Here is a 24,916-nt window from a genome sequence, read left to right as displayed (position 1 = left end):
GCGCCGCCGGCGCCCCGCCCGGTGCGCCGGGGCCCCGGGCGCCGCCGCCCCCCCTACCCCCCCCCCCACCCCCCCGCCCTTTGTCTGTGAGCGCTGTCCCGCCGATCGACTGATCGATACGATTCTCAGAGGCGTATCCGTACTCGATGGCGAGGGAAGTGAGGAGCAGCCGTGGGGCGTCGGCTCGTACCGCTCACGCTGGACAACCTTCCGGAGCTGCCCCAACGGTGTCGCTCCTGCGTCTTCTGGGAGCTGGACCCGGTCAGCGGGGAGGCCGCGGTGAAGGCCGGGCGGCCGGAGTTGGAGAAGGAAGCCTGGATCTCCGGCGTCCTGCTGGAGTGGGGATCGTGCGGTCGGGTGGTCTATGTCGACGAGGTGCCGGTCGGCTACGTCCTCTACGCTCCCCCGGCCTATGTGCCGCGTTCGACGGCCTTTCCGACGAGCCCCGTGGCCGCCGACGCCGCACAGCTGATGACCGCCTGGATCATGCCCGACTACCAGGGGCAGGGTCTGGGTCGGGTGATGCTGCAGACCGTGGCCAAGGACCTGCTGCGGAGGGGTTTCAAGGCCATCGAGGCATTCGGAGACGCTCGGTGGAAGGAACCCGCCTGTGTGCTGCCGGTGGATCATCTTCTGGCGGTGGGCTTCAAGACGGTGCGACCGCATCCGGCTTTCCCCCGGCTGAGGTTGGAGCTCCGGACGACGCTCTCCTGGAAGGAGGACGTCGAGATGGCCCTGGACCGGCTTCTCGGTGCCGTGCAGAAGGAGCCCGTCCTGCGGCCGCTCTAGCCTCGGGGACACGAGAACGGCCCGCCCCAGGAGGGGGCGGGCCGTTCTGTGTTTCACGTGAAACAGAAGCGCTGTTTCACGTGAAACAACGAGGGAGCATCAGGCCGTGGGCTCGACGAAACCCTCAAGGTCACGCAGGATGGCGGCCTTCGGCTTGGCGCCGACGATCGTCTTCACGACCTCGCCGCCCTGGTACACGTTCAGCGTCGGGATGGACATGACGCCGTACTTGGCGGCCGTGGCCGGGTTCTCGTCGATGTTGAGCTTCACGACCTCGATCTCGCCGTGCTCGGCGGCGATGGCCTCCAGCGACGGGGCGATCTGGCGGCAGGGGCCGCACCAGGCCGCCCAGAAGTCCACCAGGACGGGCTTGTCGCTCTTGAGGACGTCGTCTTCGAAGGAAGCGTCGGTCACAGTCTTCAGGGCCACAGCGGCCTCCTTGATCTCGCGGGGTGTGGTGAGGAGAGACGGGGTCAGACCGCGGGGGTCTCGGCCAGCTTCTCGCTGTCGGCGAGGGCGGCCAGGAAACGCTCGGCGTCCAGCGCGGCGGAGCAGCCGGTGCCGGCGGCCGTGATGGCCTGGCGGTAGGTGTGGTCGACGACGTCGCCGGCGCCGAAGACACCGGTGAGGTTCGTGCGGGTCGACGGGGCCTCCACCTTGAGGTAGCCCTCCTCGTCGAGGTCCAGCTGACCCTTGAAGAGCTCGGTCCGCGGGTCGTGGCCGACCGCGATGAAGAGGCCGGTGACGGGAAGCTGGCGGGTCTCACCGGTCTTCGTGTCGCGCAGGGTCAGACCGCTGAGCTTCTGCTCGCCGTGGATCTCGGTGACCTCGCTGTCCCAGGCGAACGAGATCTTCGGGTCGGCGAAGGCACGCTCCTGCATGGCCTTGGAGGCGCGAAGGGTGTCCCGACGGTGGACGATCGTGACGGACTTGGCGAAGCGGGAGAGGAAGGTGGCCTCCTCGATCGCGGTGTCGCCACCGCCGACGACGGCGATGTCCTGGTCCTTGAAGAAGAACCCGTCACAGGTGGCGCACCAGGAGACACCGCGGCCGGAGAGCGTGTCTTCGTTGGGCAGGCCGAGCTTGCGGTGCTGAGAGCCCGTGGTGACGATGACGGCCTTGGCGCGGTGCACGGTCCCGGCGGTGTCGGTGACCGTCTTGATCTCGCCCGTCAGGTCGACGGCGATGACGTCGTCGGGGATCAGCTCGGCGCCGAAACGCTCGGCCTGGGCCCGCATGTTGTCCATCAGGTCCGGGCCCATGATGCCGTCACGGAAGCCGGGGAAGTTCTCGACCTCGGTCGTGTTCATCAGTGCGCCACCGGCGGTGACGGCACCTTCGAAGACCAGGGGGTTCAGCGACGCTCGGGCGGTGTAGAGCGCAGCGGTGTAACCCGCGGGCCCGGAGCCGATAATGATCACGTTACGGACGTCGCTCACGGATTTCTTCCTCGTCTCTGCAGACTGCCACTGCCTACGGGGGCGTTGTCTCGGTCACTCTCACCCCACCCAACGGATCCTAAGGGGCGTACATTCCCGAGACCGCCGCGCGGCACCGTGACGGGACGAGGACCCGGCACGGAGCGAGGTCAGGAGCGGGGAAACGTCTGGCTGAACAGAAGGTCGGCGGCCGGGCTGCCGCTTGCCGTGGTCCGGTCGGCGCAGGAGGCGTCGAGGACATAGGCCTGGATCCGGTTGCTGTCCAGGGGATCCGCCAGGACCACCAGGTAGGCGGGCGACCCCTGGTACTCGCCCCGCTCGTGCCCGAGTACCGCGTCGGTGCGGCCGGTGCCGGCCAGCACACAGCCGGGGACGGCGGTGTCCCTGTTCCGCTGGGGAGGCGTGGTGCCCGTCTCGGCGGACATGGACTCGGGCCCGATTCCTCGGGGCGTCCTGGCCGTGCCTTCCTCGGCCAGGAGCGCGTGGACGCGGTCCTCGACCGGCGCCCCCGAGAAGGGGATGAGGGGGACACCGGCGGCCGTGGCGGCCTTCCTGGTGTCCGCCGCGTCTCCTCCGGCGTTCATGCTGCCCACCTGGCTGAGGTAGAGGCTCGTTCCCAGGACCACGGCACTGAAGGCGGCACCGAGCGTGGAGAGCAGCGCGATCCGGCGGCGGGGCCTTCTGGTCCGGCCGGGGCCGGTGGCGGCGCCGGGGCGTCCGGCAGGACGGTCCGTGGCGGGGAGCCGGGACGGGGAGTCAACCGTCTCCGACGGGGTACGCGATGTTTCACGTGAAACAGGGGCGTCGCTCTCGGGCGTCGTGGCAGCGAGGAGGGCTTCGGCGGCGAGCGCGGCATCGATACGGCCGGCGATCTCGGCAGGCATGCGGGGCGGCCCGGGCAGGGTACCCAGGAGCCCGCGGATCTCCTCCAGAGAGGTCCGTACATCGGCGCAGAGCGGACAGATGTCCAGATGGCGGCGTACGACGGCGGAGCGGCTCGGTGAGAGCAGCCCCTCGGTCAGGTCGGAGATCTCCGAGACGTCCGGGTGCTGTGTCGTGTCGGCCTTGCCGGTCGTGGAAGTCACGCGCGCCCACCTCCGCCCTTCACAGCAGCTGGATCAGTCGGTCCGGTGTCCGTCGGCCCCGGCACCGGTGGGACGGATGTCCCCGGCGTCCGGTTCCTTCCCCCATCGGCGGCTTCGTTACCCACGGTGTCGGCGCGCAGATGAGTGACCATCGGAAGGAGTCGTGCCCGCCCGCGCGCGCAGCGGCTCTTCACGGTGCCGGTGGGAACGCCGAGGATACGGGCCGCCTCCGCCACCGGGTATCCCTGCATGTCGACCAGAACGAGGGCGGCACGCTGATCGGCGGGGATCGCGGCGAGCGCGTCGAGGACCTGGCGGTGGACATCCTGTCGTTCCACGGGCGCCTCGGCCGACTCGTGGGGTTCGAGGAGCTGCTCGAAGCGGCCGGAGTCGTCGACCGGTGAGGTTCTGCGGGAGGCCGTCTTGCGGGCGCGGTCGAGGCAGGCGTTCACCGTGATGCGGTGGAGCCAGGTCGTGACCGCCGACTGGCCGCGGAAGGTGTGGGCGGCCCGGAAGGCGGAGATCAGGGCGTCCTGGACGGCGTCAGCGGCCTCCTCGCGGTCCCCCAGGGTCCGCAGGGCGACCGCCCACAGCCGATCGCGATGCCGCCGCACGAGCTCACCGAAGGCGTCCGGGTCTCCGGCGACATGGAGGGCCAGGAGCTCCTGGTCGCCTGTGGCCTTGTCTATCGGATCGTCCAACGGTGAGCCCCTCCTTGTGCGGCGGTCAGCCCATGATCTTGATCTCGGTCAGCCTGCCGCGGAACCCGCCGTCGTCGTTGGGCAGCTTCGTCAGCCAGACCAGAACGTAGCGGGTCGTGACGGGCTTGGTGGGTTTGAGCGTGACGTCGGTGCCGTCGCCGGACGTCTGGGTCGTGAAGTCGTCGAGCGTGTAGGGCGCCGAGGAGGCATCGGCGGCCGCGGTGCGCAGCTCTACCGAGGTGTCACCCGTGAAGGCCAGCTCGACCGAACTGATCTCCTGGGCCTTGCCCAGGTCGAGCACGAGCCCTACGCCGGCTTTCAGGTAGCCGAACTCGGCGTTGGCGTAGTTCACGGTGTGCCAGGACGTGCTGGGGTCGCCGTCGTAGGCGTTCTCTATGGCCTGGCCGTTCTCCACACCGTTGCCCAGCGGGTCGAAGTCCTCGGCGGACTTGATGGCGATCGGCTTGGGCGGTGGCGGCTTCTCGTCGGCGGTGGGCGTCGTCACCGGCGCCTTGGGGGCGGCCTCGGGGCCGAGGAGCCGGTCCGCGATCTGCCAGCTGCCCAGGCCGAGGGCGGCGATGAGAAGGGCGGAGACGGCCCACTTCAGCGCCGTGCCGGTGCGGCTCTGGAGCGGAGGAGGCGGGACGATCACCGGCTGGGTGGGCGCGGGGCGCTGCTGGGGGCGCCCGTAGGTGCCCTGCTGGTACGTCGTGCGCTGGTACTCGGGCGGTGCGGCGAACTCGGGCTCCGGCGGCTTCACACGGGGCATCGCGGCCACGGCCTTCGCCAGCTCGTCCGGGGTGGTGCAGGGCGGCTCCTGACGCGAGGCGGTGGCCCCGTCGTTGACCAGGGCGCGCATGGCGATCTCGGAGAGGCCCCGATGGACGCCGGCACGGACCTGGTCGGGCGCGAGGAGGCCGACGCCCTTGGGAAGCCCGGAGAGCCCGTACGCGTCACTGTCGTACGGCCAGCGCTGGGTGAGCGCGGCGTACAGGAGTGCGCCGATCGCCTCGGTGTCGGTGCGCTGGGGCCGCTCGGCGGTGATGCCGCGCAGGGCGGCGTTCACGGCAAGGCCGCGGATCCGGTACTGGCCGGTGGAGCTGCGCAGGACGGCGCTGGGGGTGAGCCGGAGGTGTGCGAGGCCTTCGCGGTGGGCGGCGGCCATGGCCTGGGAGACCTGGCTGACGAGCTGGTAGGCGTCGTGGGGCTCCAGCGGGCCGAGCGCGAGCAGCGCGGTCAGCTCGGTGGAGTCGGGCAGCCACTCGTGCACGACGTACACGAGGTCGTTCTCCTCGACGGCGTCGAGGACCTGGACGAAACGAGGGTCGCCGAGGAGGGCCGAGGAGCGGGCCGCGGCCAGGACCGAGCGTGCCCGGGGGTGGTCCGCGGGCAGCAGGTGGACCCCTACGGCACGCCGCAGTTTCTCGTCGACGGCACGCCAGCTGCTGAAGCCGTCCAGTCGGGTGACGCACTCCTCCAGCCGGTAGCGTCTGGCCAGCTTGTGGCCGCTGTGCAGTTCGGGAGCCGTCAGGGAGGGCTGTTCGCCGCTCTGTCGTTCGACCGCCTTCTTCTCCGTGGCCTCGGCGCTCTGCTCCGCCGTCTTCTGCTCTTCCGCCACTCCGTCGGTCGCGGCCGTGTCCGCCTTGGCGGTCAGCGGGTCGTCACCGCTGTTGTCGGCCACGTCGACGGCAGCCGTGCTACGTTCCGCCACCGTCGTTCCTGCCTCCCCATCCGTTGCGCCACATCCAACAGCCAAGCCAATTGTGCCCACAGTCGGACGCTATGCACGACACGCGGTTCCCCCCGATGGTTGTGCGGGACCCGCCGTTCAGCGTCCGAGGCGTCCGCGCACCATACCGACCAGGGTGTTCAGCTCCGCGATCCGCATCCGCTTGGCGGCGACGAAGAAGACTCCGAGGAGCACCGCTCCGCCGACGAGCAGGGCCACGAGTGAGCCCAACGCGCCTTCGCCGAGGAGCTTCAGCAGACCGAATCCGACGGCGCCGGAGACGATCGCGGCGGGGACGGAGGCCATGCAGAGGCGCGCGTAGGTCCGCATGACCTGGGTGCCGTCCAGGTCGCCTCCCAGCCGCTTGCGGAGGCGGCGCCATGCGATGCCGACACCGACGGCGTAGGCGAGTCCGTAGGAGGCGGCCATACCGACGACGGCCCATCGGGCGGGCAGGACGACGTAACAGAGCGCGGAGGCGGCTGCGTTGACCGCGGCGACGATGACCGTGTTGTAGAAGGGCGTCCGGGTGTCCTCGTAGGCGTAGAAGCCGCGGAGCACGACGTACTGGACGGAGTAGGGGATCAGGCCGAGGCCGAAGGCCATCAGGATGAAGCCCATGCTCTGGGCTGCCTCGAAGCCGCTGGAGGCGTACAGCAGGGTGCACATCGGGACGCCGAGCGCGAGGAAGGCGAAGGAGACGGGGACGATCGCTACGGCCGAGTTGCGCAGACCCTGCGAGATGTCGTCCCGGACGGCACCGGGGTCGTCGTCGTGGGCGGCGCGTGAGATCCGCGGCAGCAGCGCGGCCATGACGGAGACGGTGATGATGGCCTGCGGCATGCCCCAGATCAGCTGGGCGTTCGAGTACGCGAGGAAGCCGGCGCCGTTCTGTCCGGACTCCGCACCGGCGGCCGTGGCCAGCTGGGTGACGACCAGGACGCCCGCCTGGTTGGCGAGGACGAAGAGGACGGTCCATTTGGCGAGCTTGACCGTCTTGCCGAGCCCGTGGCCCTTCCAGTCGAAGCGGGGCCGGAAGCGGAAGCCCGTCTCACGGAGGTACGGGATCATCGCCAGCGCCTGGACGACGAGTCCGAGGAGGGTGCCGATGCCGAGCAGGCGGATGCCGTCGTCCGGGATGGTCTGCACACCCATCTGGGACTCGGCGGAGGTGCCGTAGACCCAGATGAACAGGCCGAAGGTGACGATCATGACGATGTTGTTGAGGACCGGGGTCCACATCATCGCGCCGAACTTGCCGCGGGCGTTGAGGATCTGACCCATCACCACGTGAACGCCCATGAAGAAGATCGTGGGCAGGCAGTAGCGGGCGAAGGTCACGGCCACGCTGTTGGCCGCCGTGTCGTCGGCGATGGTGTTCGACATCAGCCGGATGAGCAGCGGAGCCGCGAAGACGGCGAGGGCCACGATGGCGGCGAGGGCCACCATGACCAGGGTGAGCAGACGGTTGGCGTAGGCCTCGCCGCCGTCCTCGTCGTTCTTCATCGAGCGGACGAGCTGCGGGACGAAGACGGAGTTGAGGCCGCCGCCGACGGTGAGGATGTAGATCATCGTCGGCAGGGTGTAGGCGATGGTGAAGGTGTCACCGAGCAGGGCCGCGCCGAGCGCGCCGGTGATCACCAGGCTGCGGACGAAACCGGTGAGCCGGGACACCAGGGTGCCGGCCGCCATCAGCGCGCTCGACTTCAGCAGCCCGGAGGCGCGGCCGGACTTCTTGGGGGCGGGCGCGGGCATGGGGTCCGGCTCCGGGGCCGGCGGGGGGACCTGGCCGGGCGTCTGCTGGTCGCGGTAGAGGTGCGCGAAGGCGTCCGGTTCGGGCACCTCATCGCCGGCCCGGGTGACGAGGTCGTCTACGCCGGTGAACTGGACCGTGCGCGCGTCGTCGCCGTACGGCAGGTGGCGCGAGGGGCCTTCGGGCTCCGGCGCCGGGGTGTGCGCCCACACCCGGGGGTCGGGGGCGTGCGGGGGCGGGGCAGGCTGCTGGTAGAGCGGCTGCGGCTCCTGGTAGGTGCCGGGTGGCGGCGGCGGGTGCGCGGCGCGGTCGTAGAGCGCCTCGGTCACCGGGTCCTGCGCGGAGAGGTCCTGGGCGCGGTACGGGTCATGGGTGTACGCGTCCTGGACGTAGGGGTCCTGGGCGTACGGGTGCTGCGGGTGGACGCCCTGTCCGTAGGGGTCCTGCTCCGGTGGGTGCTGCGGGTGGGCGCCCTGTGGGGGCGGCACCGGCGGGTAGCCGGAACCGGGAGGTGCCGGGGGCGTCCCACCGGACGGCGCGGTGCCGCCCGGGCCCTGGCCGCGGTCACCGTCGTACGGCGCGTTCATGGTTACCCCACCTCATCGTCCCCGGCCGACCGGCCACGACATCGCTCAACGGTCCACTTTCTCACCCGCGCCCGACGGGTCGGCGCTTTCGGGCCCGGTGTCCGGTGTCGGGTCACTCGGCTGCACGGGTTCGTCGTCCCCGTCGGTCTCCGCCGGCCGTGTCTCCGTCTCCGGGTCCGTCTGCTCGTCCTCCGCCTCCGTGCCTGGCTCCGCCGCCTCGGCTTCCGCTTCGGCGTTCAGGGCGGCGCGCCGCTTGCGCTGGCTGTACATGCGTACGCCTGCCAGAACGAGGAGGAGGACTCCACCGGCGATCACGAGCATCACCGTGGCGGTGATCTCGGAGACCTTCACGTTGAAGGTCATCGGCTGTCCGTACGGGGTGCCGTCGTCGGTGTAGAGCTGGGCCGTCATCGCCACCTGGCCGTTGACGTTCGCCGATACCGGGAACTTCACCGACTGGCTGTGCCCGCCGTTGATCTTCACGGGCAGCTCGGCGAGCCCGTCGTCGCCGTTCAGCTTCAGCCGGTTCTTGTTGCCGGAGGTGAGCCGGAGCACCAGATGGGCGTCCTGCAGCAGCTGGTTCTGGACGGTCACGGGGATCGTCGCGCTACGGCCGGACAGGGTGAGGTCCGACTTGTCCACCAGTTGGACCCCCTTGGTGAGGGTCTGCAGATACTCCAGGACGTTGCCCCGGTAGATCGCCGCCGCTCTCGCCTGACCACGCCACGAGGTCGACATCTCGCGGTTGATCGCGTTGCCGAAGGGGGTCACGACGCGATACGGCAGGGTCAGGACGACCTTGAAGTCGTCCAGCTCGTCGCGGGTGGTCTTCATGTCCCGGAAGGCCTGGACCGGCAGCTCACGGTCGCGCAGCTTCTTCGGGTACCGGGAGCTGCCGGGCACCGCGGTGGAGGCGTCGGGGTCCGGCTTGGCCGCCGCTGCCGCCAGGAGGTCGACCGGCTCGCTCCAGCGCCGGCCGGAGAGCCCGTGAAGGGCGGTCGCCATGGTCTGCGCCTGGGCGACGGACGGCATCCGTTGTGGGGCGACCACGATGCTGCGCCGGACCTCCGGCTGCTCCAGGGTGATCGCGAGGGACTGGGCGAGGAACTCCTGGACCGCGAGCGTGGACTTCTCCGCCCGGACCATGTCCCCCTCGAACGCGGTCGACAGGAGCGCGTCGCTCACCACGGCCGTCGTGCTGCCGTTGCCGAGGGGACGGGCGGCCGTGGGCGTGTACGAGAGGTCGTCGCGGACGCTGTCGCTGCGGGCGATCACCTTGTCGGCACCGGCCGAGGTCGCCACCGCCACGATCGACGGGTCGACGGCCCCGTCGGCGGGCCAGGCGAAATCCGTGGCGGGCTGTACGTGGAGGATCGTCTCCACCGTTCCTCTGGCGAGGGCGGTCGCCGACTGGAGGTGCCCCAGCGAGCCGGGGACGTCCTTGCCGCGGTGGGCCAGGGAGGCGAGGTCGGGGTCCGCGAAGGGAAGGGCGACGACCTTGCGGCCCTCGATCGCCTTCTCCAGCGCGTTCAGCCACCGCTCCGCGACGGTCTGGTTCGGGCCGGGGACGTGCAGGGTGCCGTTGCCGTCCTTGACGCGGTAACCGTTCGCCATGGCGTCGACGGAGGCCAGCAGATCCGGGTCGACCACCCACGTGACGGGGAGGTCCTTGCCCAGCGAGACCAGCTGGTCGAGCCGTCCGCCCGGCTTCAGCTCGGCCGCCAGGGCGTCGTCCTCGAAGACCGGGGTCTGCTGATCGTCCGTGGCCGTCTCCGCCGAGACATGAGCCGAGGAGATCAGCGGCCACAGATAGGTGAGCTGGGTCTTCTTCTCGGTGGCCTCGGGCTGGTAGGGCACGAAGGTCCGCTCGATGCCGAGCACCCGGTCGTAGCGCTGGTCCGTGGTCTGCCCGGTGAGGGAGACGCCCAGCTGATAGACGCCCGCCTCGTCGAGTCCGAGCTTGGAGACCGGTACGGAGAGGGAGAACTCCGCACTGAGTCCGGCGCCCAGCCGGGGGATGGCGATGGCGGGGGCGTCCTCGAGTGCGGCAGGGTCACTGTCGCGGCGGAAGCCGGTACGTCCTGCCACCTGATCGATCTGGCTGCGGCTCGTCATCCGCGGCCCGACGTGCAGGTCCACGGTCGCGTCGGTGACGGTCTTCCTGCTCCGGTTGGTGACCGTCCCGGTGACCCTGACGGTGTCCCCTTCGACGGGCGCGCTCGGAGTCAGCGTGTCGAGGGACACATCGACGGTCTTCGAGCCGGTGGCGTCCTCGGCGGCGGCTGCCGGAGAGGTCACCGCCGGGGCCTGGAGGAGTCCGGCGAGGAGAGGCGCCCCGAAGGCGACGGTGATCGTGCGCCGCAGCCATCGGCGGGCAGGTGAGGGACCGGTTCCCTGGATGTCTGCCGCCTCGGCCACGCGTTCGCCCGTCCTCGTCGTTGTCTGTGGTGCCTGTGGTGTAGGTGGTTCCCGGTTGCTGTGTCCAGGCATGGTAACGAGGCACGCTGGGAGCAAGTGCCGGGGACTGCTCCAGCCGGTCTCCGGTCGATCTTCCTCCGACCTCCCGACGGGCCTCCGGCCGGCGCGTCACGAGCCCCGGCGCTCCGGAAAAACGGGGACGTCACCGCGAGCCGGGGCACGTACCCTTTTCTGTTGTGCCGAACGCCAACGAAGACACCCCGACCGCACTGAGCCAGGTGCAACGCCGCGCGGTCAGCGAACTGCTGCGTGTGTCCCCTGCCGCCGACGACCTCGCCCGCCGTTTCCAGGAGGCCGGGTTCAGCCTCGCGCTGGTCGGAGGCTCGGTACGGGACGCCCTGCTCGGCCGGCTCGGCAACGACCTGGACTTCACCACCGACGCCCGCCCCGAGGACGTACTGAAGATCGTCCGGCCCTGGGCCGACGCCGTATGGGAGGTCGGCATCGCCTTCGGGACGGTCGGCTGCCAGAAGGACGCCCGCGTCGGAGACGCTGTCCAGCGCTTTGAGATCGAAGTCACCACCTACCGCTCGGAGGCGTACGACCGGACGTCGCGCAAGCCCGAGGTCTCCTACGGCGACTCCATCGACGACGACCTCGTCCGGCGTGACTTCACCGTCAACGCCATGGCCGTGGCGCTGCCGGAGAAGGAGTTCATCGACCCGTACGGCGGCCTGGAGGATCTCGCCGCCCGGGTGCTGCGCACTCCCGGTACGCCGGAGGAATCTTTCTCCGACGACCCCTTGCGCATGATGCGGGCCGCGCGGTTCGCCGCCCAGCTGGACTTCGAGGTCGCCCCCGAGGTCGTCACGGCGATGACGGAGATGTCCGGCCGGATCGAGATCGTCTCCGCCGAGCGTGTCCGCGACGAGCTCAACAAGCTGCTGCTCTCCGCCCACCCCCGCAAGGGCCTCGGGCTCCTCGTCGACACCGGGCTCGCCGATCATGTGCTCCCTGAGCTGCCCGCGCTGCGCCTGGAGAGCGACGAGCACCATCGGCACAAGGACGTCTACGAGCACTCCCTGACCGTGCTCGACCAGGCGATCGACCTGGAGGAGAACGGCCCGGATCTGGTGCTGCGCCTTGCGGCCCTGCTTCATGACATCGGCAAGCCGCGCACCCGTCGCTTCGAGAAGGACGGCCGGGTCTCCTTCCACCACCACGAGGTGGTCGGCGCGAAGATGACCAAGAAACGCATGACCGCGCTGAAGTACTCCAACGAGATGATCAAGGACGTCTCGCAACTGGTGGAGCTGCACCTTCGCTTCCACGGGTACGGGACCGGTGAGTGGACCGACTCGGCCGTCCGCCGCTACGTCCGTGACGCGGGGCCGATGCTCTCGCGTCTGCACAAGCTGACCCGCTCGGACTGCACGACCCGCAACAAGCGCAAGGCGACCGCGCTCTCCCGCGCCTATGACGGCCTGGAGGAGCGCATCGCCCAGCTCCAGGAGCAGGAGGAACTGGACGCGATCCGCCCCGACCTCGACGGGAACCAGATCCAGGAGATCCTGGGCATCGGCCCCGGACCCGCCATCGGCCAGGCGTACAAGTTCCTGTTGGAGCTGCGTCTGGAGAACGGCCCGATGGAGCACGAGCGGGCGGTCGGCGCGCTCAAGGAGTGGTGGGCCACGCAGAGCTGAGTCGTGCCGCGTCGGGGTGCGGGGATGTTTCACGTGAAACACCGCCGGCCCACGACAGCGAGAGGGGGTGGTGTTTCACGTGAAACATCACCCCTTCGTCCTTCCCCGCCCCAAGGCCAGAGCGATCGCCGCGTAGATCACGCCCACGAGCACGACCAGCAGAGTGGATCGGCCGTCGGGCGGCAGCATCAGCGCCGCGACCCCCGCCGCAGCCACGAAGGCGACGTTGAACAGCACGTCGTACAGCGCGAAGACCCGGCCGCGGTAGGAGTCGTCCACGGTGGTCTGCACAACCGTGTCCGTCGCGATCTTGGACCCTTGGGTGATGAGCCCCAGGAGGAAGGCGGCGACGAGGAAGGGGACCGGGGCGAAGGTCAGGGCGAGCACCGGTTCGAGCACGGCGGCCGCCGCCGCGCACACCGTCATCCAGCCGAAGGGGCCGAGCCGTCCCACCGCCCAGGGGGAGACGACGGCGGCCGCGAAGAATCCCGCGCCCGAGACGCCGACGGCGAGTCCGAGCAGCGCGAGCCCTTCGGACTCCGTGGCACCCCAGGCGTAGCGGCAGAGCATGAGCACGGTGACCAATAGGGCGCCATAACAGAAGCGCATGAGGCCCACCGCGGTAAGAGCGCGGGCAGCCGGCCGTCGCTCGGCGAGGTGACGCAGCCCCCCGGCCAGGCCTCGGGCCGTCGAGGCCAGCGCTGAGCTGAGGCGCTGCGGTAGGAGGTCCGGATCGGGACCGAGAAGCTCTCGGGACATCCGCAGGGAGGCGAGGGCGGCGCAGAGATAGAGGGCCGCACCGAAGCCCACCACGACCGCGTCGGACCGGGAGGCGATCAACTGGATGCCGAACGCGAGTCCGCCGCCCACGGTCGCGGCGAGGGTGCCGGCGGTGGGGGAGAGCGAGTTCGCCACGACCAGCCGTTCGGCGTCGACGACACGCGGGAGTGAGGCCGAGAGGCCGGCGAGGACGAAGCGGTTGACGGCTGTGACGGAGAGCGCGGAGACGTAGAAGAGCCAGTCGGGAACGGAGGCGATGACGAGCACGGCGGTGCCACCGGCGAGCAGGGCGCGCAGCAGGTTGCCGTACAGGAAGACCTGGCGCCGCTGCCAGCGGTCCAGGAGCACGCCGGCGAAGGGCCCGACGAGCGAGTACGGGAGCAGCAGGATCGCCATCGCGGAGGCGATCGCCGCCGGGGAGGTCTGTTTCTCGGGGGAGAAGACGACGTACGTGGCCAGGGCCACCTGGTAGACACCGTCGGCGCACTGGGAGAGCAGCCGGACGGTGAGCAGGCGGCGGAAGTTCGTCAGGCGCAGGAGTACGCGCAGATCACGTACGACGGACATGGCAGCAAGACTCACATACGAAGAGGGCCCCCGGGCAAGTGCCTCGGGGACCCTCTGTCGACAAACGGGGCGGAGCTTAGCGCTCGACCTCGCCCTTGATGAACTTCTCGACGTTGGCGTAGGCCTCGTCGTCGAAGTACTGCACCGGCGGGGACTTCATGAAGTACGACGACGCGGAGAGGATCGGGCCGCCGATTCCGCGGTCCTTGGCGATCTTCGCGGCACGCAGGGCGTCGATGATGACACCCGCCGAGTTCGGGGAGTCCCACACCTCGAGCTTGTACTCGAGGTTCAGCGGGACGTCACCGAAGGCGCGGCCCTCAAGACGCACGTACGCCCACTTGCGGTCGTCCAGCCACGCCACGTAGTCCGACGGACCGATGTGGACGTTCTTCTCGCCCATCTCGCGGTCGGGGATCTGCGAGGTGACGGCCTGGGTCTTGGAGATCTTCTTCGACTCCAGACGGTCCCGCTCCAGCATGTTCTTGAAGTCCATGTTGCCGCCGACGTTGAGCTGCATCGTGCGCTCAAGACGGACACCACGGTCCTCGAACAGCTTCGCCATCACGCGGTGCGTGATGGTCGCGCCGACCTGCGACTTGATGTCGTCGCCGACGATCGGGACGCCCGCCTCGGTGAACTTGTCCGCCCACTCCTTGGTGCCGGCGATGAAGACCGGAAGGGCGTTGACGAAGGCGACCTTGGCGTCGATGGCGCACTGGGCGTAGAACTTCGCGGCTTCCTCGGAACCCACCGGCAGGTAGCAGATGAGAACGTCGACCTCGCGGTCCTTGAGGATCTGGACGATGTCGACCGGCTCCTCGGCGGACTCCTCGATGGTCAGGCGGTAGTACTTGCCGAGACCGTCGAGCGTGTGACCGCGCTGGACCGTGACGCCCCTGTTCGGGACGTCGCAGATCTTGATGGTGTTGTTCTCGCTGGCGCCGATGGCGTCCGAGAGGTCGAGGCCGACCTTCTTCGCGTCGACGTCGAAGGCGGCGACGAACTCGACGTCACCGACGTGGTAGTCGCCGAACTGGACGTGCATCAGGCCGGGCACCTTGGCCGCCGGGTCGGCGTCCTTGTAGTACTCGACGCCCTGAACCAGCGAGGCGGCGCAGTTGCCCACGCCGACGATGGCTACGCGAACCGAACCCATTCCGGTTGCTCCCTGTTGTGATCGTGGAATCCCTGCTGTGCGCAGGGATTCACTTGGCGGTGTCGTCGGACGGATCCGGCCGGGTACTGCCCCCGTGCCGGGGCAGGCCGCCCGTTTCTCCAGAATCGTTGTCGTGCAGAGCGGGGGCGTCGGAACCGGATCGCTGATCCCGTCCTGCCCGCTCGCTCTCGATGAGCTCGTTCAGCCAGCGCACTTCGCGCTCCACGGACTCCATACCGTGGCGCTGCAGCTCAAGTGTGTAGTCGTCGAGGCGCTCGCGGGTCCGGGCCAGGGAGGCGCGCATCTTCTCCAGGCGCTCCTCCAGCCGGCTGCGGCGCCCTTCGAGGACGCGCATCCGCACCTCGCGCTCGGTCTGCCCGAAGAAGGCGAAGCGTGCGGCGAAGTGCTCGTCCTCCCAGGCGTCCGGGCCGGTGTGGGAAAGGAGCTCCTCGAAGTGTTCCTTGCCCTCGGGGGTCAACCTGTAGACGATCTTGGCTCGGCGTCCCGCGAGTGACGCGGCGAGGGCCTCTTCCGGAGCGCTGCCCGGTTCCTCGATCAACCAGCCGTTGGTGACCAGCGTCTTGAGGCAGGGGTACAGCGTTCCGTAGCTGAAGGCCCGGAAGACGCCCAGCGAGGTGTTGAGGCGCTTCCGCAGCTCGTACCCGTGCATCGGCGCCTCGCGGAGCAGGCCGAGGACGGCGAACTCGAGGATGCCGGAGCGTCTGCTCATTCGTCGCCTCCTCTTCCGCCTTCGGGGCCCTTATGCCGTGCTGATGTATCGGCTCGATACATCAGCACGATAGAACGGCCTCCGTGTCCCGACAAGCGGGACCGCCGTGACCGGCGTCACATCCTCGATTCACAGCGTTCGACTTGCCTGATTTGGGGTGAAGTCCGGTGCCAGGTGGGTTTTGGCCGTGCGTAGTCTGTGCGGCATGCAGAACACCGGGAACCGAGCATCGCCATGGGGCGTCAGTGCTCCGGGTGACCGGCTGCGGTACGGGGGGACCTCCGATGGGGTTCCGGCCGTGCGCATTTCGGGGGGACCGGAACTCAACTGCCGCTTCCAGGCGTATGTGCCTGCCCGAGGAGTAGTCGTTCGATGAGCGAGCATCGTCGCAAAATGCCGCCGCAGCAGCCGCCGACGGGCGGTCGCGCGGCGGCACGGCGCGCTGCCCAGCAGCCGGTGGGCCGCAGGCCGGCCCCGGTCCAGGAGTTCGGTACGGGGGCCCCTTCGGCCTCGTACGGGCCTGCTTCCTCCCATGGAGAGGAGCAGCGTCCTTACGGGGGCCGCGCGGAGGCCCGTAGGGCCGCGCAGCGCGGCAGCCGTCGGAGGGGGGCCGACACCGGCCCCGGAGGCCCGGGTGGTTCCGGTGGCGGACGGCGTGGCGGCGGTGGCGGCCGTGGCAGTGGCCCGGGGCGTGGCCCCGGCGGCACTCCGCCGGGCAAGAAGCGGATGATCGACTACCCCCGTCACGGAAAGTACGGATGGCGTCGCTGGATGCCGTCGTGGAAGCTCGTGACGGGTACGTTCCTGTTCTTCATGGCGAGTCTGATGGGCGCGGCCGCCCTCGCGTACTCGCGGGTGGAGGTGCCCGACGAGGCCCTGACCGCGACCTCGCAGAACAACATCTACTACTGGGCCGACAAGACCCGTATGGTCGCGACGGGCAGCGGCACGAACCGCCAGATGGTCCCGTTCGAGAAGATCCCGAAGTCCATGCAGAACGCGGTGATCTCCGCGGAGAACAAGACCTTCTGGACCGACTCCGGTGTCGACCCCATGGGCATCGGCCGCGCCGTGTGGAACATGGCCAAGGGCGGCGAGACCCAGGGTGGTTCGACCATCACCCAGCAGTACGTGAAGAACAACCGGCTCGACGACCAGTCCCAGACCCTCAGCCGGAAGGTGAAGGAACTCTTCATCTCGATGAAGGTCGGCGACACGGTCACCAAAGACAAGATCATGGCCGGTTACCTGAACACCGCGTACTACGGACGCGGCGCGTACGGCGTCCAGGCGGCGGCCCGTGCCTACTTCAACAAGGACGCGGCGGACCTCGACCCCAGCCAGTCGGCGCTCCTCGCCGCGGTGCTGAAGGGCGCGACGTACTACGACCCCGCCGGCTACCCCGAGATCGACACCGAGGCCACTGCCCAGAAGAACACCGAGCGGGCCACCAAGCGGTGGAAGTGGATCCTCGACGAGATGGAGAAGGACGGGCACCTCCCGGCCGCGGAGCGCGCGAAGTACCAGACCTTCCCCAAGGTGGAGAAGCCGAAGAAGAGCGCCAACCTGAGCGGGCAGATCGGCTACCTGGTCAGCACCGCCAAGGCGAACATCAAGGCCCAGTTCGGTATCACCGAGCAGGACCTGGAGCGCGGCGGCTACGAGATCTACACCACCTTCGAGAAGAAGAAGGTGGATGCGCTCGAGGACTCGGTCTCGAAGATCCTGAAGGAGTACATCGACCCGAAGAAGCGCCCCAAGACGGACACGAACGTCCAGTTCGGCGGCGCGTCCGTCGACACGGCGACCGGGAAGATCGTCGCGATCTACGGCGGCGTCGACGCGACCAAGCACTTCAACAGCAACGCCGACAACACCGGCGCCCAGGTCGGATCGACCTTCAAGCCCTTCGTGCTCGCCGCCGCGATGAAGGACGGTGTCCGGGACAGGGACCTGGATCCGGTCCAGGACGCGTCCACCCGCACCATCGTGGACCCGGACAAGAGCCGCTACTCCGGAAAGAACGGCCTGACGGTCCGGAAGTACAACGGCGAGGTCTGGCACGACGAGAAGGGCGAGGAGTGGCGCCAGACCAATGACGACGACGCCAGCTACGGCAACATGACCCTGCGCGAGGCCATGATCCGTTCGGCCAACTCGCCGTACGTGCAGCTCGGCATGGACGTCGGCATCGACAAGGTCCGCGAGGCCGCCGTGAAGGCGGGCCTGCGCCCCGAGTCGCTCGTCCAGGGAGAGGTGCCCTCCTTCTCCCTCGGTATCTCCAGCCCGAGCGCCATCCGCATGGCCGGTGCCTACGCGACCTTCGCCAACAAGGGGCAGCAGAACGACCCCTACTCGGTGGAGACCGTGAAGAAGGACGGCCTCGTCATCAAGCAGCACGAGGGGAAGGCCGAGCCGGCCTTCAGCCCGGCCATCGCGAGCAACGTCACCGATGTCCTCCGGGACGTCGTGGAGGACCCGAAGGGCACCGGCCGGAAGGCCGCGATCCCGGGCCGTCACGTGGCCGGCAAGACGGGTACGACCGACGGCAACAAGTCGGCCTGGTTCGTGGGATACACCGCGCAGCTGTCGACCGCGATCGACATGTACCGCTTCAGCGACGACGAGACGCAGGAGAAGCGCGAGTTCCAGGAGATGTACGGCACGGGTGACCAGCCGCAGATCCACGGCTCGTCGTTCCCCTCGCGGATCTGGAACGACTACATGACCGAGGCCGTCGCCGACGATCCGAAGGTCAGCTTCCCCAAGCCGGAGAAGCTGGAGAACGCCGAGCCCGTCTTCGGCGGCGGCGCCACGAGCCCTACGCCGACCCCGACGCCCACGCCGACACCGACCGAGACGACGCCGAGTCCGACTCCGACGACGACTCCCCCGACCACGCCGTCGACGACTCCCCCGCCGACCACCAAGACGCCGAAGCCGGGCAAGACGACCTGCGACGTCTGGGGCTGGAACTGCGACAACACCCAGGAACCGGGTGACCCCGGCGGCAACACCGGGCAGCCCTCCACCACGCCGCCCACCACCGGCACACCGACGCCGACCGGCACACCGACGGACGACGACGGCAACGGCAACGGGAACGGCAAACCCGAGGACGGGACCTGGATCCCCTGATCCCTCCCGCCGGGGCAGTCCCCGAGGGCCGCCGCGACCGCTCCGTACCTTCCCGTACGGGCCGGCCGCGGCGGCCCTCGCCGTTTTCCCGGAGACGTACGGCAGGATGTCCCCCATGCCGAGCCTCCAGAAGACGAGCGCGCCGCAGGACCGGTCGCAGGGCCGCTCGCCGACGGTCATCCCCACCCACCGGGACAAGGTGGCCGCCGCGGGCAGTGAGCTGATCGGTGGCCCCTACGGCCGTCGGGCGGCGACCGGCACCGGACAGCTGACGCCGGTGCGGGTGATCGCCCTCGTGGCCATCGGCATGTTCGCGCTCGGCATGGTGCAGAAGCTGCCCTGCTACAACTGGGCCTGGTTCCGCGGCACGACCTCCCAGTACACCCACGCCTGCTACTCGGACATTCCGCACCTCTTCTCGGGGCGCGGCTTCGCGGACGGTCTGGTGCCGTACTTCGACCGGCTGGGCGGCGACATACCGTTCCTGGAGTACCCGGTCCTGACGGGCCTTTTCATGGAGGTCGCGGCCTGGCTGACGCCGGGCGGCGGCGACACGATGCAGCAGGAGCGGGCGTACTGGCTGGCCAACGCCGGTCTGCTGATGGTCTGCGCGGCCGTCCTCGCGGTCTGTGTGGCACGGACGCACCGCCTGCGCCCCTGGGACGGTCTCCTCGTCGCCCTGGCGCCCTCGATCGCCCTCACCGCCACGATCAACTGGGACATACTGGCCGTCGCGCTGACCGCCGCCGCGGTCCTGATGTGGTCGCGCGGGCGGCCGCTGGCCTTCGGCATCCTGCTCGGCCTGGCCACCGCGTCCAAGCTCTACCCGGTCCTGCTGCTCTGTCCGCTGCTGCTGCTCTGCTGGCGGGCCGGGAAGTGGCGGGAGTACGGGGCGGCGGTGCTCGGCGCGGGCGGCGCGTGGCTGGTGGTGAACCTGCCGGTGATGCTGCTGGCGCCCGAGGGCTGGAAACAGTTCTACGTCTTCAGCCGCCAGCGGAACGTCGACTTCGGTTCCGTGTGGCTGCTGGTCGGCCAGCGGACAGGCGTCTCGATCCCGCCCGAGCGGGCCAACCTGTACGCGCTGCTGCTGATGCTGGCGGCGGTGGCCGGTCTCGCCTACCTGGCGTTCACGGCCCCGCGCAGGCCCCGCTTCGTCCAGCTGGCCTTCCTGATCGTCGCCGCGTTCGTGCTGACCAACAAGGTCTACTCGCCGCAGTACGTCCTGTGGCTTGTCCCGCTGGCGGCCCTCGCCCGCCCGCGCTGGCGCGACTTCCTGATCTGGCAGGCGTGCGAGGTCATGTACTTCGCGGCCGTCTGGATGTACCTGGCGTTCACGACCAGCGGCAACAAGCAGGGACTGCCGGTCGACGGCTACCAGTTCGCGATCGTCCTGCACCTGGCCGGCACGCTCTACCTGTGCGTGATGGTCGTACGCGACATCCTGAGGCCCGAGAAGGACCCCGTCCGGCAGGACGGCGCCGACGACCCCTCGGGCGGCGTCCTGGACGGCGCGGAGGACGTCGTCGTGGCGGGCAGGGCGGCGCGTCCGGCCCGGCACGCGGCCCAGACCATGGAGGTCGGGCCGCGGGTGGAGTGGGGAACCCCCGGGGAGCAGGCCTCCCGGGGGTGAGCGGGACCGGCCGGGTCAGCGCTCCACGATCCGGTCGAACTGGGTCGTGGTGTGGCGCAGATGCGCCACGAGCTCGTCGCCGACCCGGGGCTCCTGCGCGTCGGCGGGCACGAACAGGATCGACACCTGCATGTGCGGCGGTTCGGCGAACCAGCGCTGCTTCCCCGCCCAGACGAAGGGCGACAGGTTGCGGTTGACGGTGGCGAGGCCGGCGCGGGCGACGCCCTTGGCGCGCGGCATGACGCCGTGCATCGCCTTGGGGGCCTCCAGACCGACGCCGTGCGAGGTACCGCCCGCGACGACGACGAGCCAGCCGTCCGACGCCGCCTTCTGCTGGCGGTAGCCGAAGCGGTCGCCCTTGGCGACCCGGGTCACGTCGAGGACCGCGCCCCGGTACTCCGTTGCCTCGTGGTCGCCCAGCCACAGCCGGGTGCCGATCCGGGCGCGGAAGCGGGTCTGGGGGAACTGCTGCTGCAGCCGGGCCTGCTCCTCGGCCCGCAGGTGGCTGACGAACATGGTGTGCAGCGGCAGCCGGGCGGCCCGCAGCCGGTCCATCCAGCCGATGACCTCCTCCACGGCGTCGGTGCCGTCGGGGCGGTCGAGGGGCAGGTGCAGCGCGAAGCCCTCGAGGCGTACGTCCTCGATGGCGGCGTGGAGCTGCTGGAGCTCCTCCTCGCGGACGCCGTGCCGCTTCATCGAGCTCATGCACTCGATGACGACCCGGGCCCCCACCAGGGCGTGGACGCCGTCCACGGAGGACACCGAGCGGATGACCCGGTCGGGCAGCGGAACCGGTTCCTCACCCCGGCGGAAGGGGGTGAGGACCAGCAGGTCGCCGCTGAACCAGTCCTTGATCCTCGCGGCCTCGTACGTGGTGCCCACGGCGAGCATGTCGGCCCCGAACCGGGCCGCCTCGTCGGCGAGGCGCTCGTGCCCGAAGCCGTATCCGTTGCCCTTGCAGACCGGGATGACACCGGGGAACTGGTCGATGACGTTCTTCTGGTGCGCGCGCCAGCGAGCGGTGTCGACGTAGAGGGAGAGCGCCATGGCCGGCCCGGAACCTTTCTGATGGCAGCGGTGTATCAAAGGTATGTACGAGATTACGGAAAGGTCAGTGACGCCACACGGGTCAGCGGCGCGACATGTAGATGTCGAGCGCCTTGTGCAGCAGCTTGTTCAGCGGGAAGTCCCACTCTCCGACGTACTCCACGGCCTCGCCGCCCGTGCCCACCTTGAACTGGATGAGCCCGAAGAGGTGGTCGGTCTCGTCGAGCGAGTCGGAGATGCCGCGCAGGTCGTAGACGGTCGCGCCCATCGCGTAGGCGTCGCGCAGCATCCGCCACTGCATCGCGTTCGAGGGCCGGACCTCACGGCCGATGTTGTCGGAGGCGCCGTAGGAGTACCAGACGTGCCCCCCGACGACGAGCATCGTGGCAGCGGAGAGGTTCACACCGTCGTGGCGCGCGAAGTAGAGCCGCATGCGGTTGGGGTCCTCGTTGTTGAGGACGGTCCACATGCGCTGGAAGTACGAGAGCGGGCGCGGCCGGAAGTGGTCGCGGACGGCCGTGATCTCGTACAGCCGCTGCCACTCGGCCAGGTCCTCGTAGCCGCCCTGGACGACCTCGACGCCGGCCTTCTCGGCCTTCTTGATGTTGCGGCGCCACAGCTGGTTGAAGCCCTTGAGGACGTCGTCGAGCGAGCGGTTCGCGAGCGGGACCTGGAAGACGTAGCGGGGCTGCACGTCGCCGAAGCCGGCGCCGCCGTCCTCGCCTTGCTGCCAGCCCATCTTCCGCAGCCGGTCCGCGACTTCGAAGGCACGCGGTTCGACATGCGTGGCCTGGACGTCCTTGAGCCGCTTCACGTCCGGGTCCTGGATGCCGGACTTGATGGCGGCCGAGTCCCAGCGGCGGATGACGACCGGCGGGCCCATCTTCACCGAGAAGGCGCCCTGATGCTTGAGATGCGCCAGCATCGGCTGCAGCCAGTCGTCCAGGTTGGGCGCGTACCAGTTGATGACCGGGCCCTCGGGCAGATATGCGAGGTAGCGCTTGATCTTCGGCAGCTGGCGGTAGAGCACCAGACCGGCGCCGACGAGCTGGCCGTCCTTGTCGAACCAACCGAGGTTCTCCGAGCGCCATTCGGTCTTCACATCAGCCCATGCGGGGACCTGGCAGTGGCTTGCCGAGGGCTGGCTCTGGATGAATGCCAGATGCTGCTCACGGCTGATGGTCCTCAGGGTCAGGCTCATGCGGGGCGCTCCTCGCAGGTGTGTCCCCATCGGTCAGGGGCTCCGGCTCTCGCGCCGAAGCCTACTGTGACCGGGGAGCGCCCCGTATGGGCATGTGTGCCCTGACGTGCCGGGCTAGCCGGCGATGCCTCCGAAAAGGCCGCCGTGGGCCATGCCGAGGAAGAAGCCCACGGCTGCCGCGCCGAGTCCCACGATCAGGGCGAAGCGCTCGCGTGTCGTCACGGAGATGAACTGTCCGTAGGCGCCGGTCAGGATGCCGATCAGGCCCGACCAGGAGCTCAGCAGATGCAGGTGGTGGAACTGCGCGGTGACGAAGGCGAGGACGCCCAGCACCAGGGTCACGGCGACCAGGGTGTCCTGGAGCGGATGGGGTTTGCCGTCGGTCGCGAAGAGGGAGTGGCCCGGGTCGGGTCGCATTGTCTGTGCCATGGAGCACCTCCTGGCGTGTCTGCCGGAAGGCGGCGCATCGTAGCGCCGCCGACATCCGATGTGTCCAGATTGCGTCCCCTCACCAGTGAATTTCAACCGGAGGGGGTTGTCCGGGTACGCTGTACGGTCTGCACCGGTGTCTGCCCAGGTCCCTCGTGGATCCGACGGTGTCCCTCGCTCGCGAGGGGACTGTCAGTGGTGGCGGATACCGTTGTCTACGCATCACGACCCTCCTGCCACGGAACGACCGTGGCCGCTGAGTCCAAAGGAGGTGGGTTCCACATGCGTCACTACGAAGTGATGGTCATCCTCGACCCCGATCTCGAGGAGCGCGCTGTCTCCCCGCTGATCGAGAACTTCCTTTCTGTCGTCCGTGAGGGCAACGGAAAGGTCGAGAAGGTCGACACCTGGGGCCGTCGTCGTCTGGCCTACGAGATCAAGAAGAAGCCCGAGGGCATCTACTCGGTCATCGACCTGCAGGCCGAGCCTGCGGTCGTCAAGGAGCTCGACCGACAGCTCAACCTGAACGAGTCGGTCCTCCGGACCAAGGTCCTCCGTCCCGAGACCCACTGAGCTTCTAGCTCAGTGGTCATCGGGTCCGAGTAGCAGCAAAGCAGCCAGAAGCAATCCCGCCGAGAGGTTCCCCCATGGCAGGCGAGACCGTCATCACGGTCGTCGGCAATCTTGTCGACGACCCCGAGCTGCGCTTCACCCCGTCCGGTGCGGCGGTCGCGAAGTTCCGTATCGCGTCCACCCCCCGCACCTTCGACCGTCAGACCAATGAGTGGAAGGACGGCGACAGCCTGTTCCTCACCTGCTCGGTCTGGCGTCAGGCGGCGGAGAACGTCGCCGAGTCGCTTCAGCGAGGCATGCGCGTCGTCGTGCAGGGCCGGCTGAAGCAGCGGTCCTATGAGGACCGTGAGGGCGTCAAGCGCACGGTCTACGAGCTGGATGTCGAGGAAGTCGGCCCCAGCCTCAAGAACGCCACGGCCAAGGTCACCAAGACCGCCGGTCGTAGCGGCCAGGGTGGGTTCGGCGGCGGTGGCGCCCCGCAGGGCGGCGGAGGCAGCTGGGGTGGAAACTCCGGCGGTGGCCAGCAGGGCGGTGGCGGTGCTCCCGCCGACGACCCGTGGGCGACCGGCGGTCCTTCCTCTTCCGGCGCTTCCGGCGGTCAGCAGGGCGGCGGAGGCAGCTGGGGTGGAAACTCCGGCGGCGGCTACTCGGACGAGCCTCCCTTCTAGGGCACGCCCTCGAAGCAGCTCGTACCCCCACTTCTTGATCACACAGGAGAAACACCATGGCGAAGCCGCCTGTGCGCAAGCCTAAGAAGAAGGTCTGCGCGTTCTGCAAGGACAAGACCGCGTACGTGGACTACAAGGACACGAACATGCTGCGGAAGTTCATTTCCGACCGTGGCAAGATCCGTGCCCGCCGCGTGACCGGCAACTGCACGCAGCACCAGCGTGACGTCGCCACGGCCGTCAAGAACAGCCGTGAGATGGCGCTGCTGCCCTACACGTCCACCGCGCGATAAGGGAAGGGTGACCGGAAAATGAAGATCATCCTCACCCACGAGGTCTCTGGCCTCGGTGCCGCTGGCGACGTCGTCGACGTCAAGGACGGCTACGCTCGCAACTACCTGGTCCCGCGTGGTTTCGCGATCCGCTGGACCAAGGGTGGCGAGCAGGACGTGGCGCAGATCCGCCGCGCCCGCAAGATCCACGAGATCGCGACCATCGAGCAGGCCAACGAGATCAAGGCCAAGCTCGAGGGCACGAAGGTGCGCCTGGCCGTTCGCTCCGGCGACGCCGGCCGCCTCTTCGGCTCCGTGACCCCGGCCGACATCGCCTCGGCGATCAAGTCCGCGGGTGGCCCCGACGTCGACAAGCGTCGCGTCGAGCTCGGCTCGCCGATCAAGACCCTGGGCTCGCACCAGGTGTCCGTGCGTCTGCACCCCGAGGTTGCCGCGAAGCTCGGCGTCGAGGTCGTCGCCGCGTAACGCTGCCCTTGGCAGTCTGCGCTCAGCAGTGA

21 protein-coding genes are annotated in these 24,916 nt (G+C 69.2%); 8 read left to right on the top strand and 13 right to left on the bottom strand.

Annotation, left to right across the window (positions count from 1 at the left end):
* Window positions 1-171: 171 nt before the first annotated feature.
* Complete coding sequence (locus ACFWV2_RS00410) at window positions 172-789, top strand: GNAT family N-acetyltransferase (protein WP_384399426.1); 618 nt, start codon at window positions 172-174, stop codon at window positions 787-789.
* Between the two features lie 99 nt (window positions 790-888).
* Here ACFWV2_RS00410 and trxA read toward each other — a convergent pair whose 3' ends face one another.
* The 7 genes from trxA to ACFWV2_RS00375 form a co-directional block, all read right to left on the bottom strand.
* The gene (gene trxA / locus ACFWV2_RS00405; protein WP_360788182.1) at window positions 889-1,218 is read right to left on the bottom strand and encodes a thioredoxin; all 330 of its coding nucleotides are present in this window, start codon (window positions 1,216-1,218) and stop codon (window positions 889-891) included.
* A gap of 44 nt (window positions 1,219-1,262) precedes the next feature.
* Window positions 1,263-2,228, bottom strand: coding sequence for a thioredoxin-disulfide reductase (trxB, locus tag ACFWV2_RS00400; RefSeq protein ID WP_384399423.1), 966 nt, complete (start codon window positions 2,226-2,228; stop codon window positions 1,263-1,265).
* Between the two features lie 149 nt (window positions 2,229-2,377).
* Entirely contained in the window at window positions 2,378-3,313 is a 936-nt protein-coding gene (locus tag ACFWV2_RS00395; protein WP_384399420.1) for a hypothetical protein, read from the bottom strand.
* On the bottom strand, window positions 3,310-4,014 hold the full coding sequence (gene sigM / locus ACFWV2_RS00390; protein WP_384399417.1) for an RNA polymerase sigma factor SigM: 705 nt from the start codon (window positions 4,012-4,014) through the stop codon (window positions 3,310-3,312). The genes ACFWV2_RS00395 and sigM overlap by 4 nt, the downstream gene beginning before the upstream one ends.
* Window positions 4,015-4,039: 25 nt before the next feature.
* Window positions 4,040-5,725, bottom strand: coding sequence for a protein kinase family protein (locus ACFWV2_RS00385; RefSeq protein WP_384399414.1), 1,686 nt, complete (start codon window positions 5,723-5,725; stop codon window positions 4,040-4,042).
* Window positions 5,726-5,842: 117 nt separating this feature from the next.
* Window positions 5,843-8,083: a murein biosynthesis integral membrane protein MurJ gene (murJ, locus tag ACFWV2_RS00380; RefSeq protein WP_384399411.1), complete on the bottom strand. Its 2,241-nt coding sequence runs from the start codon at window positions 8,081-8,083 to the stop codon at window positions 5,843-5,845.
* A gap of 45 nt (window positions 8,084-8,128) precedes the next feature.
* A complete protein-coding gene (locus ACFWV2_RS00375; protein WP_384399408.1) occupies window positions 8,129-10,501 on the bottom strand; it encodes a DUF6049 family protein in 2,373 nt (790 codons plus the stop codon).
* Window positions 10,502-10,737: 236 nt separating this feature from the next.
* Here ACFWV2_RS00375 and ACFWV2_RS00370 point away from each other — a divergent pair, with 236 nt between their 5' ends.
* Window positions 10,738-12,204 (top strand): CCA tRNA nucleotidyltransferase, encoded by a 1,467-nt coding sequence (locus tag ACFWV2_RS00370; RefSeq protein ID WP_384399404.1) that lies wholly within the window; start codon window positions 10,738-10,740, stop codon window positions 12,202-12,204.
* An 87-nt stretch (window positions 12,205-12,291) separates the two neighbouring features.
* Here ACFWV2_RS00370 and ACFWV2_RS00365 read toward each other — a convergent pair whose 3' ends face one another.
* From ACFWV2_RS00365 to ACFWV2_RS00355, 3 genes are all read right to left on the bottom strand, one after another.
* Window positions 12,292-13,551, bottom strand: a complete 1,260-nt coding sequence (locus ACFWV2_RS00365; protein ID WP_384399401.1) for an MFS transporter — start codon at window positions 13,549-13,551, stop codon at window positions 12,292-12,294.
* 76 nt (window positions 13,552-13,627) lie between these two features.
* On the bottom strand, window positions 13,628-14,710 hold the full coding sequence (locus tag ACFWV2_RS00360) for an inositol-3-phosphate synthase (protein ID WP_384399398.1): 1,083 nt from the start codon (window positions 14,708-14,710) through the stop codon (window positions 13,628-13,630).
* Window positions 14,711-14,759: 49 nt separating this feature from the next.
* The gene (locus ACFWV2_RS00355) at window positions 14,760-15,440 is read right to left on the bottom strand and encodes a helix-turn-helix transcriptional regulator (RefSeq protein WP_360788152.1); all 681 of its coding nucleotides are present in this window, start codon (window positions 15,438-15,440) and stop codon (window positions 14,760-14,762) included.
* A gap of 372 nt (window positions 15,441-15,812) precedes the next feature.
* Here ACFWV2_RS00355 and ACFWV2_RS00350 point away from each other — a divergent pair, with 372 nt between their 5' ends.
* Window positions 15,813-18,578, top strand: a complete 2,766-nt coding sequence (locus ACFWV2_RS00350) for a transglycosylase domain-containing protein (protein WP_384399395.1) — start codon at window positions 15,813-15,815, stop codon at window positions 18,576-18,578.
* A gap of 115 nt (window positions 18,579-18,693) precedes the next feature.
* Entirely contained in the window at window positions 18,694-20,208 is a 1,515-nt protein-coding gene (locus ACFWV2_RS00345; RefSeq protein ID WP_384399392.1) for a glycosyltransferase family 87 protein, read from the top strand.
* Between the two features lie 15 nt (window positions 20,209-20,223).
* On the opposite strand, the gene ACFWV2_RS00340 is transcribed toward ACFWV2_RS00345, so the two are convergent.
* The 3 genes from ACFWV2_RS00340 to ACFWV2_RS00330 all read right to left on the bottom strand — a co-directional run bounded on the left by ACFWV2_RS00340 (window position 20,224) and on the right by ACFWV2_RS00330 (window position 22,885).
* Entirely contained in the window at window positions 20,224-21,255 is a 1,032-nt protein-coding gene (locus ACFWV2_RS00340) for an alanine racemase (protein ID WP_073811701.1), read from the bottom strand.
* An 82-nt stretch (window positions 21,256-21,337) separates the two neighbouring features.
* Window positions 21,338-22,456, bottom strand: coding sequence for a lipid II:glycine glycyltransferase FemX (locus tag ACFWV2_RS00335; protein ID WP_384399389.1), 1,119 nt, complete (start codon window positions 22,454-22,456; stop codon window positions 21,338-21,340).
* A 114-nt stretch (window positions 22,457-22,570) separates the two neighbouring features.
* A complete protein-coding gene (locus ACFWV2_RS00330) occupies window positions 22,571-22,885 on the bottom strand; it encodes a hypothetical protein (protein ID WP_384399386.1) in 315 nt (104 codons plus the stop codon).
* 282 nt (window positions 22,886-23,167) lie between these two features.
* Here ACFWV2_RS00330 and rpsF point away from each other — a divergent pair, with 282 nt between their 5' ends.
* From rpsF to rplI, 4 genes are all read left to right on the top strand, one after another.
* Window positions 23,168-23,458 carry a 30S ribosomal protein S6 gene (gene rpsF, locus ACFWV2_RS00325; RefSeq protein ID WP_015034882.1) on the top strand — a complete coding sequence of 97 codons (291 nt, stop codon included), beginning with the start codon at window positions 23,168-23,170 and terminating at the stop codon, window positions 23,456-23,458.
* 74 nt (window positions 23,459-23,532) lie between these two features.
* Window positions 23,533-24,126, top strand: coding sequence for a single-stranded DNA-binding protein (locus ACFWV2_RS00320; RefSeq protein ID WP_384399383.1), 594 nt, complete (start codon window positions 23,533-23,535; stop codon window positions 24,124-24,126).
* A gap of 56 nt (window positions 24,127-24,182) precedes the next feature.
* Entirely contained in the window at window positions 24,183-24,419 is a 237-nt protein-coding gene (gene rpsR / locus ACFWV2_RS00315) for a 30S ribosomal protein S18 (RefSeq protein WP_005315025.1), read from the top strand.
* Between the two features lie 18 nt (window positions 24,420-24,437).
* Window positions 24,438-24,884 carry a 50S ribosomal protein L9 gene (gene rplI, locus ACFWV2_RS00310; protein ID WP_384399381.1) on the top strand — a complete coding sequence of 149 codons (447 nt, stop codon included), beginning with the start codon at window positions 24,438-24,440 and terminating at the stop codon, window positions 24,882-24,884.
* Window positions 24,885-24,916 lie beyond the last annotated feature (32 nt).

Origin of the sequence: Streptomyces sp. NPDC058671, assembly GCF_042716475.1 — a bacterium.
Classification (GTDB): Bacteria; Actinomycetota; Actinomycetes; order Streptomycetales; family Streptomycetaceae; genus Streptomyces.
The sequence above is the reverse complement of the archived record's forward strand: the minus strand, read 5'-3'. Positions and strand labels throughout refer to the sequence as shown.

Bases quoted from the DNA above. Each gene is read 5' to 3' on its own strand.
- murJ (WP_384399411.1), bottom strand. From the start codon at position 8,083: ATGAACGCGCCGTACGACGGTGACCGCGGCCAGGGCCCGGGCGGCACC.
- ACFWV2_RS00365 (WP_384399401.1), bottom strand. From the start codon at position 13,551: ATGTCCGTCGTACGTGATCTGCGCGTACTCCTGCGCCTGACGAACTTC.
- ACFWV2_RS00360 (WP_384399398.1), bottom strand. From the start codon at position 14,710: ATGGGTTCGGTTCGCGTAGCCATCGTCGGCGTGGGCAACTGCGCCGCC.
- ACFWV2_RS00355 (WP_360788152.1), bottom strand. From the start codon at position 15,440: ATGAGCAGACGCTCCGGCATCCTCGAGTTCGCCGTCCTCGGCCTGCTC.
- ACFWV2_RS00350 (WP_384399395.1), top strand. From the start codon at position 15,813: ATGAGCGAGCATCGTCGCAAAATGCCGCCGCAGCAGCCGCCGACGGGC.
- ACFWV2_RS00345 (WP_384399392.1), top strand. From the start codon at position 18,694: ATGCCGAGCCTCCAGAAGACGAGCGCGCCGCAGGACCGGTCGCAGGGC.
- ACFWV2_RS00340 (WP_073811701.1), bottom strand. From the start codon at position 21,255: ATGGCGCTCTCCCTCTACGTCGACACCGCTCGCTGGCGCGCGCACCAG.
- ACFWV2_RS00335 (WP_384399389.1), bottom strand. From the start codon at position 22,456: ATGAGCCTGACCCTGAGGACCATCAGCCGTGAGCAGCATCTGGCATTC.
- ACFWV2_RS00330 (WP_384399386.1), bottom strand. From the start codon at position 22,885: ATGGCACAGACAATGCGACCCGACCCGGGCCACTCCCTCTTCGCGACC.
- rpsF (WP_015034882.1), top strand. From the start codon at position 23,168: ATGCGTCACTACGAAGTGATGGTCATCCTCGACCCCGATCTCGAGGAG.
- ACFWV2_RS00320 (WP_384399383.1), top strand. From the start codon at position 23,533: ATGGCAGGCGAGACCGTCATCACGGTCGTCGGCAATCTTGTCGACGAC.
- rpsR (WP_005315025.1), top strand. From the start codon at position 24,183: ATGGCGAAGCCGCCTGTGCGCAAGCCTAAGAAGAAGGTCTGCGCGTTC.
- rplI (WP_384399381.1), top strand. From the start codon at position 24,438: ATGAAGATCATCCTCACCCACGAGGTCTCTGGCCTCGGTGCCGCTGGC.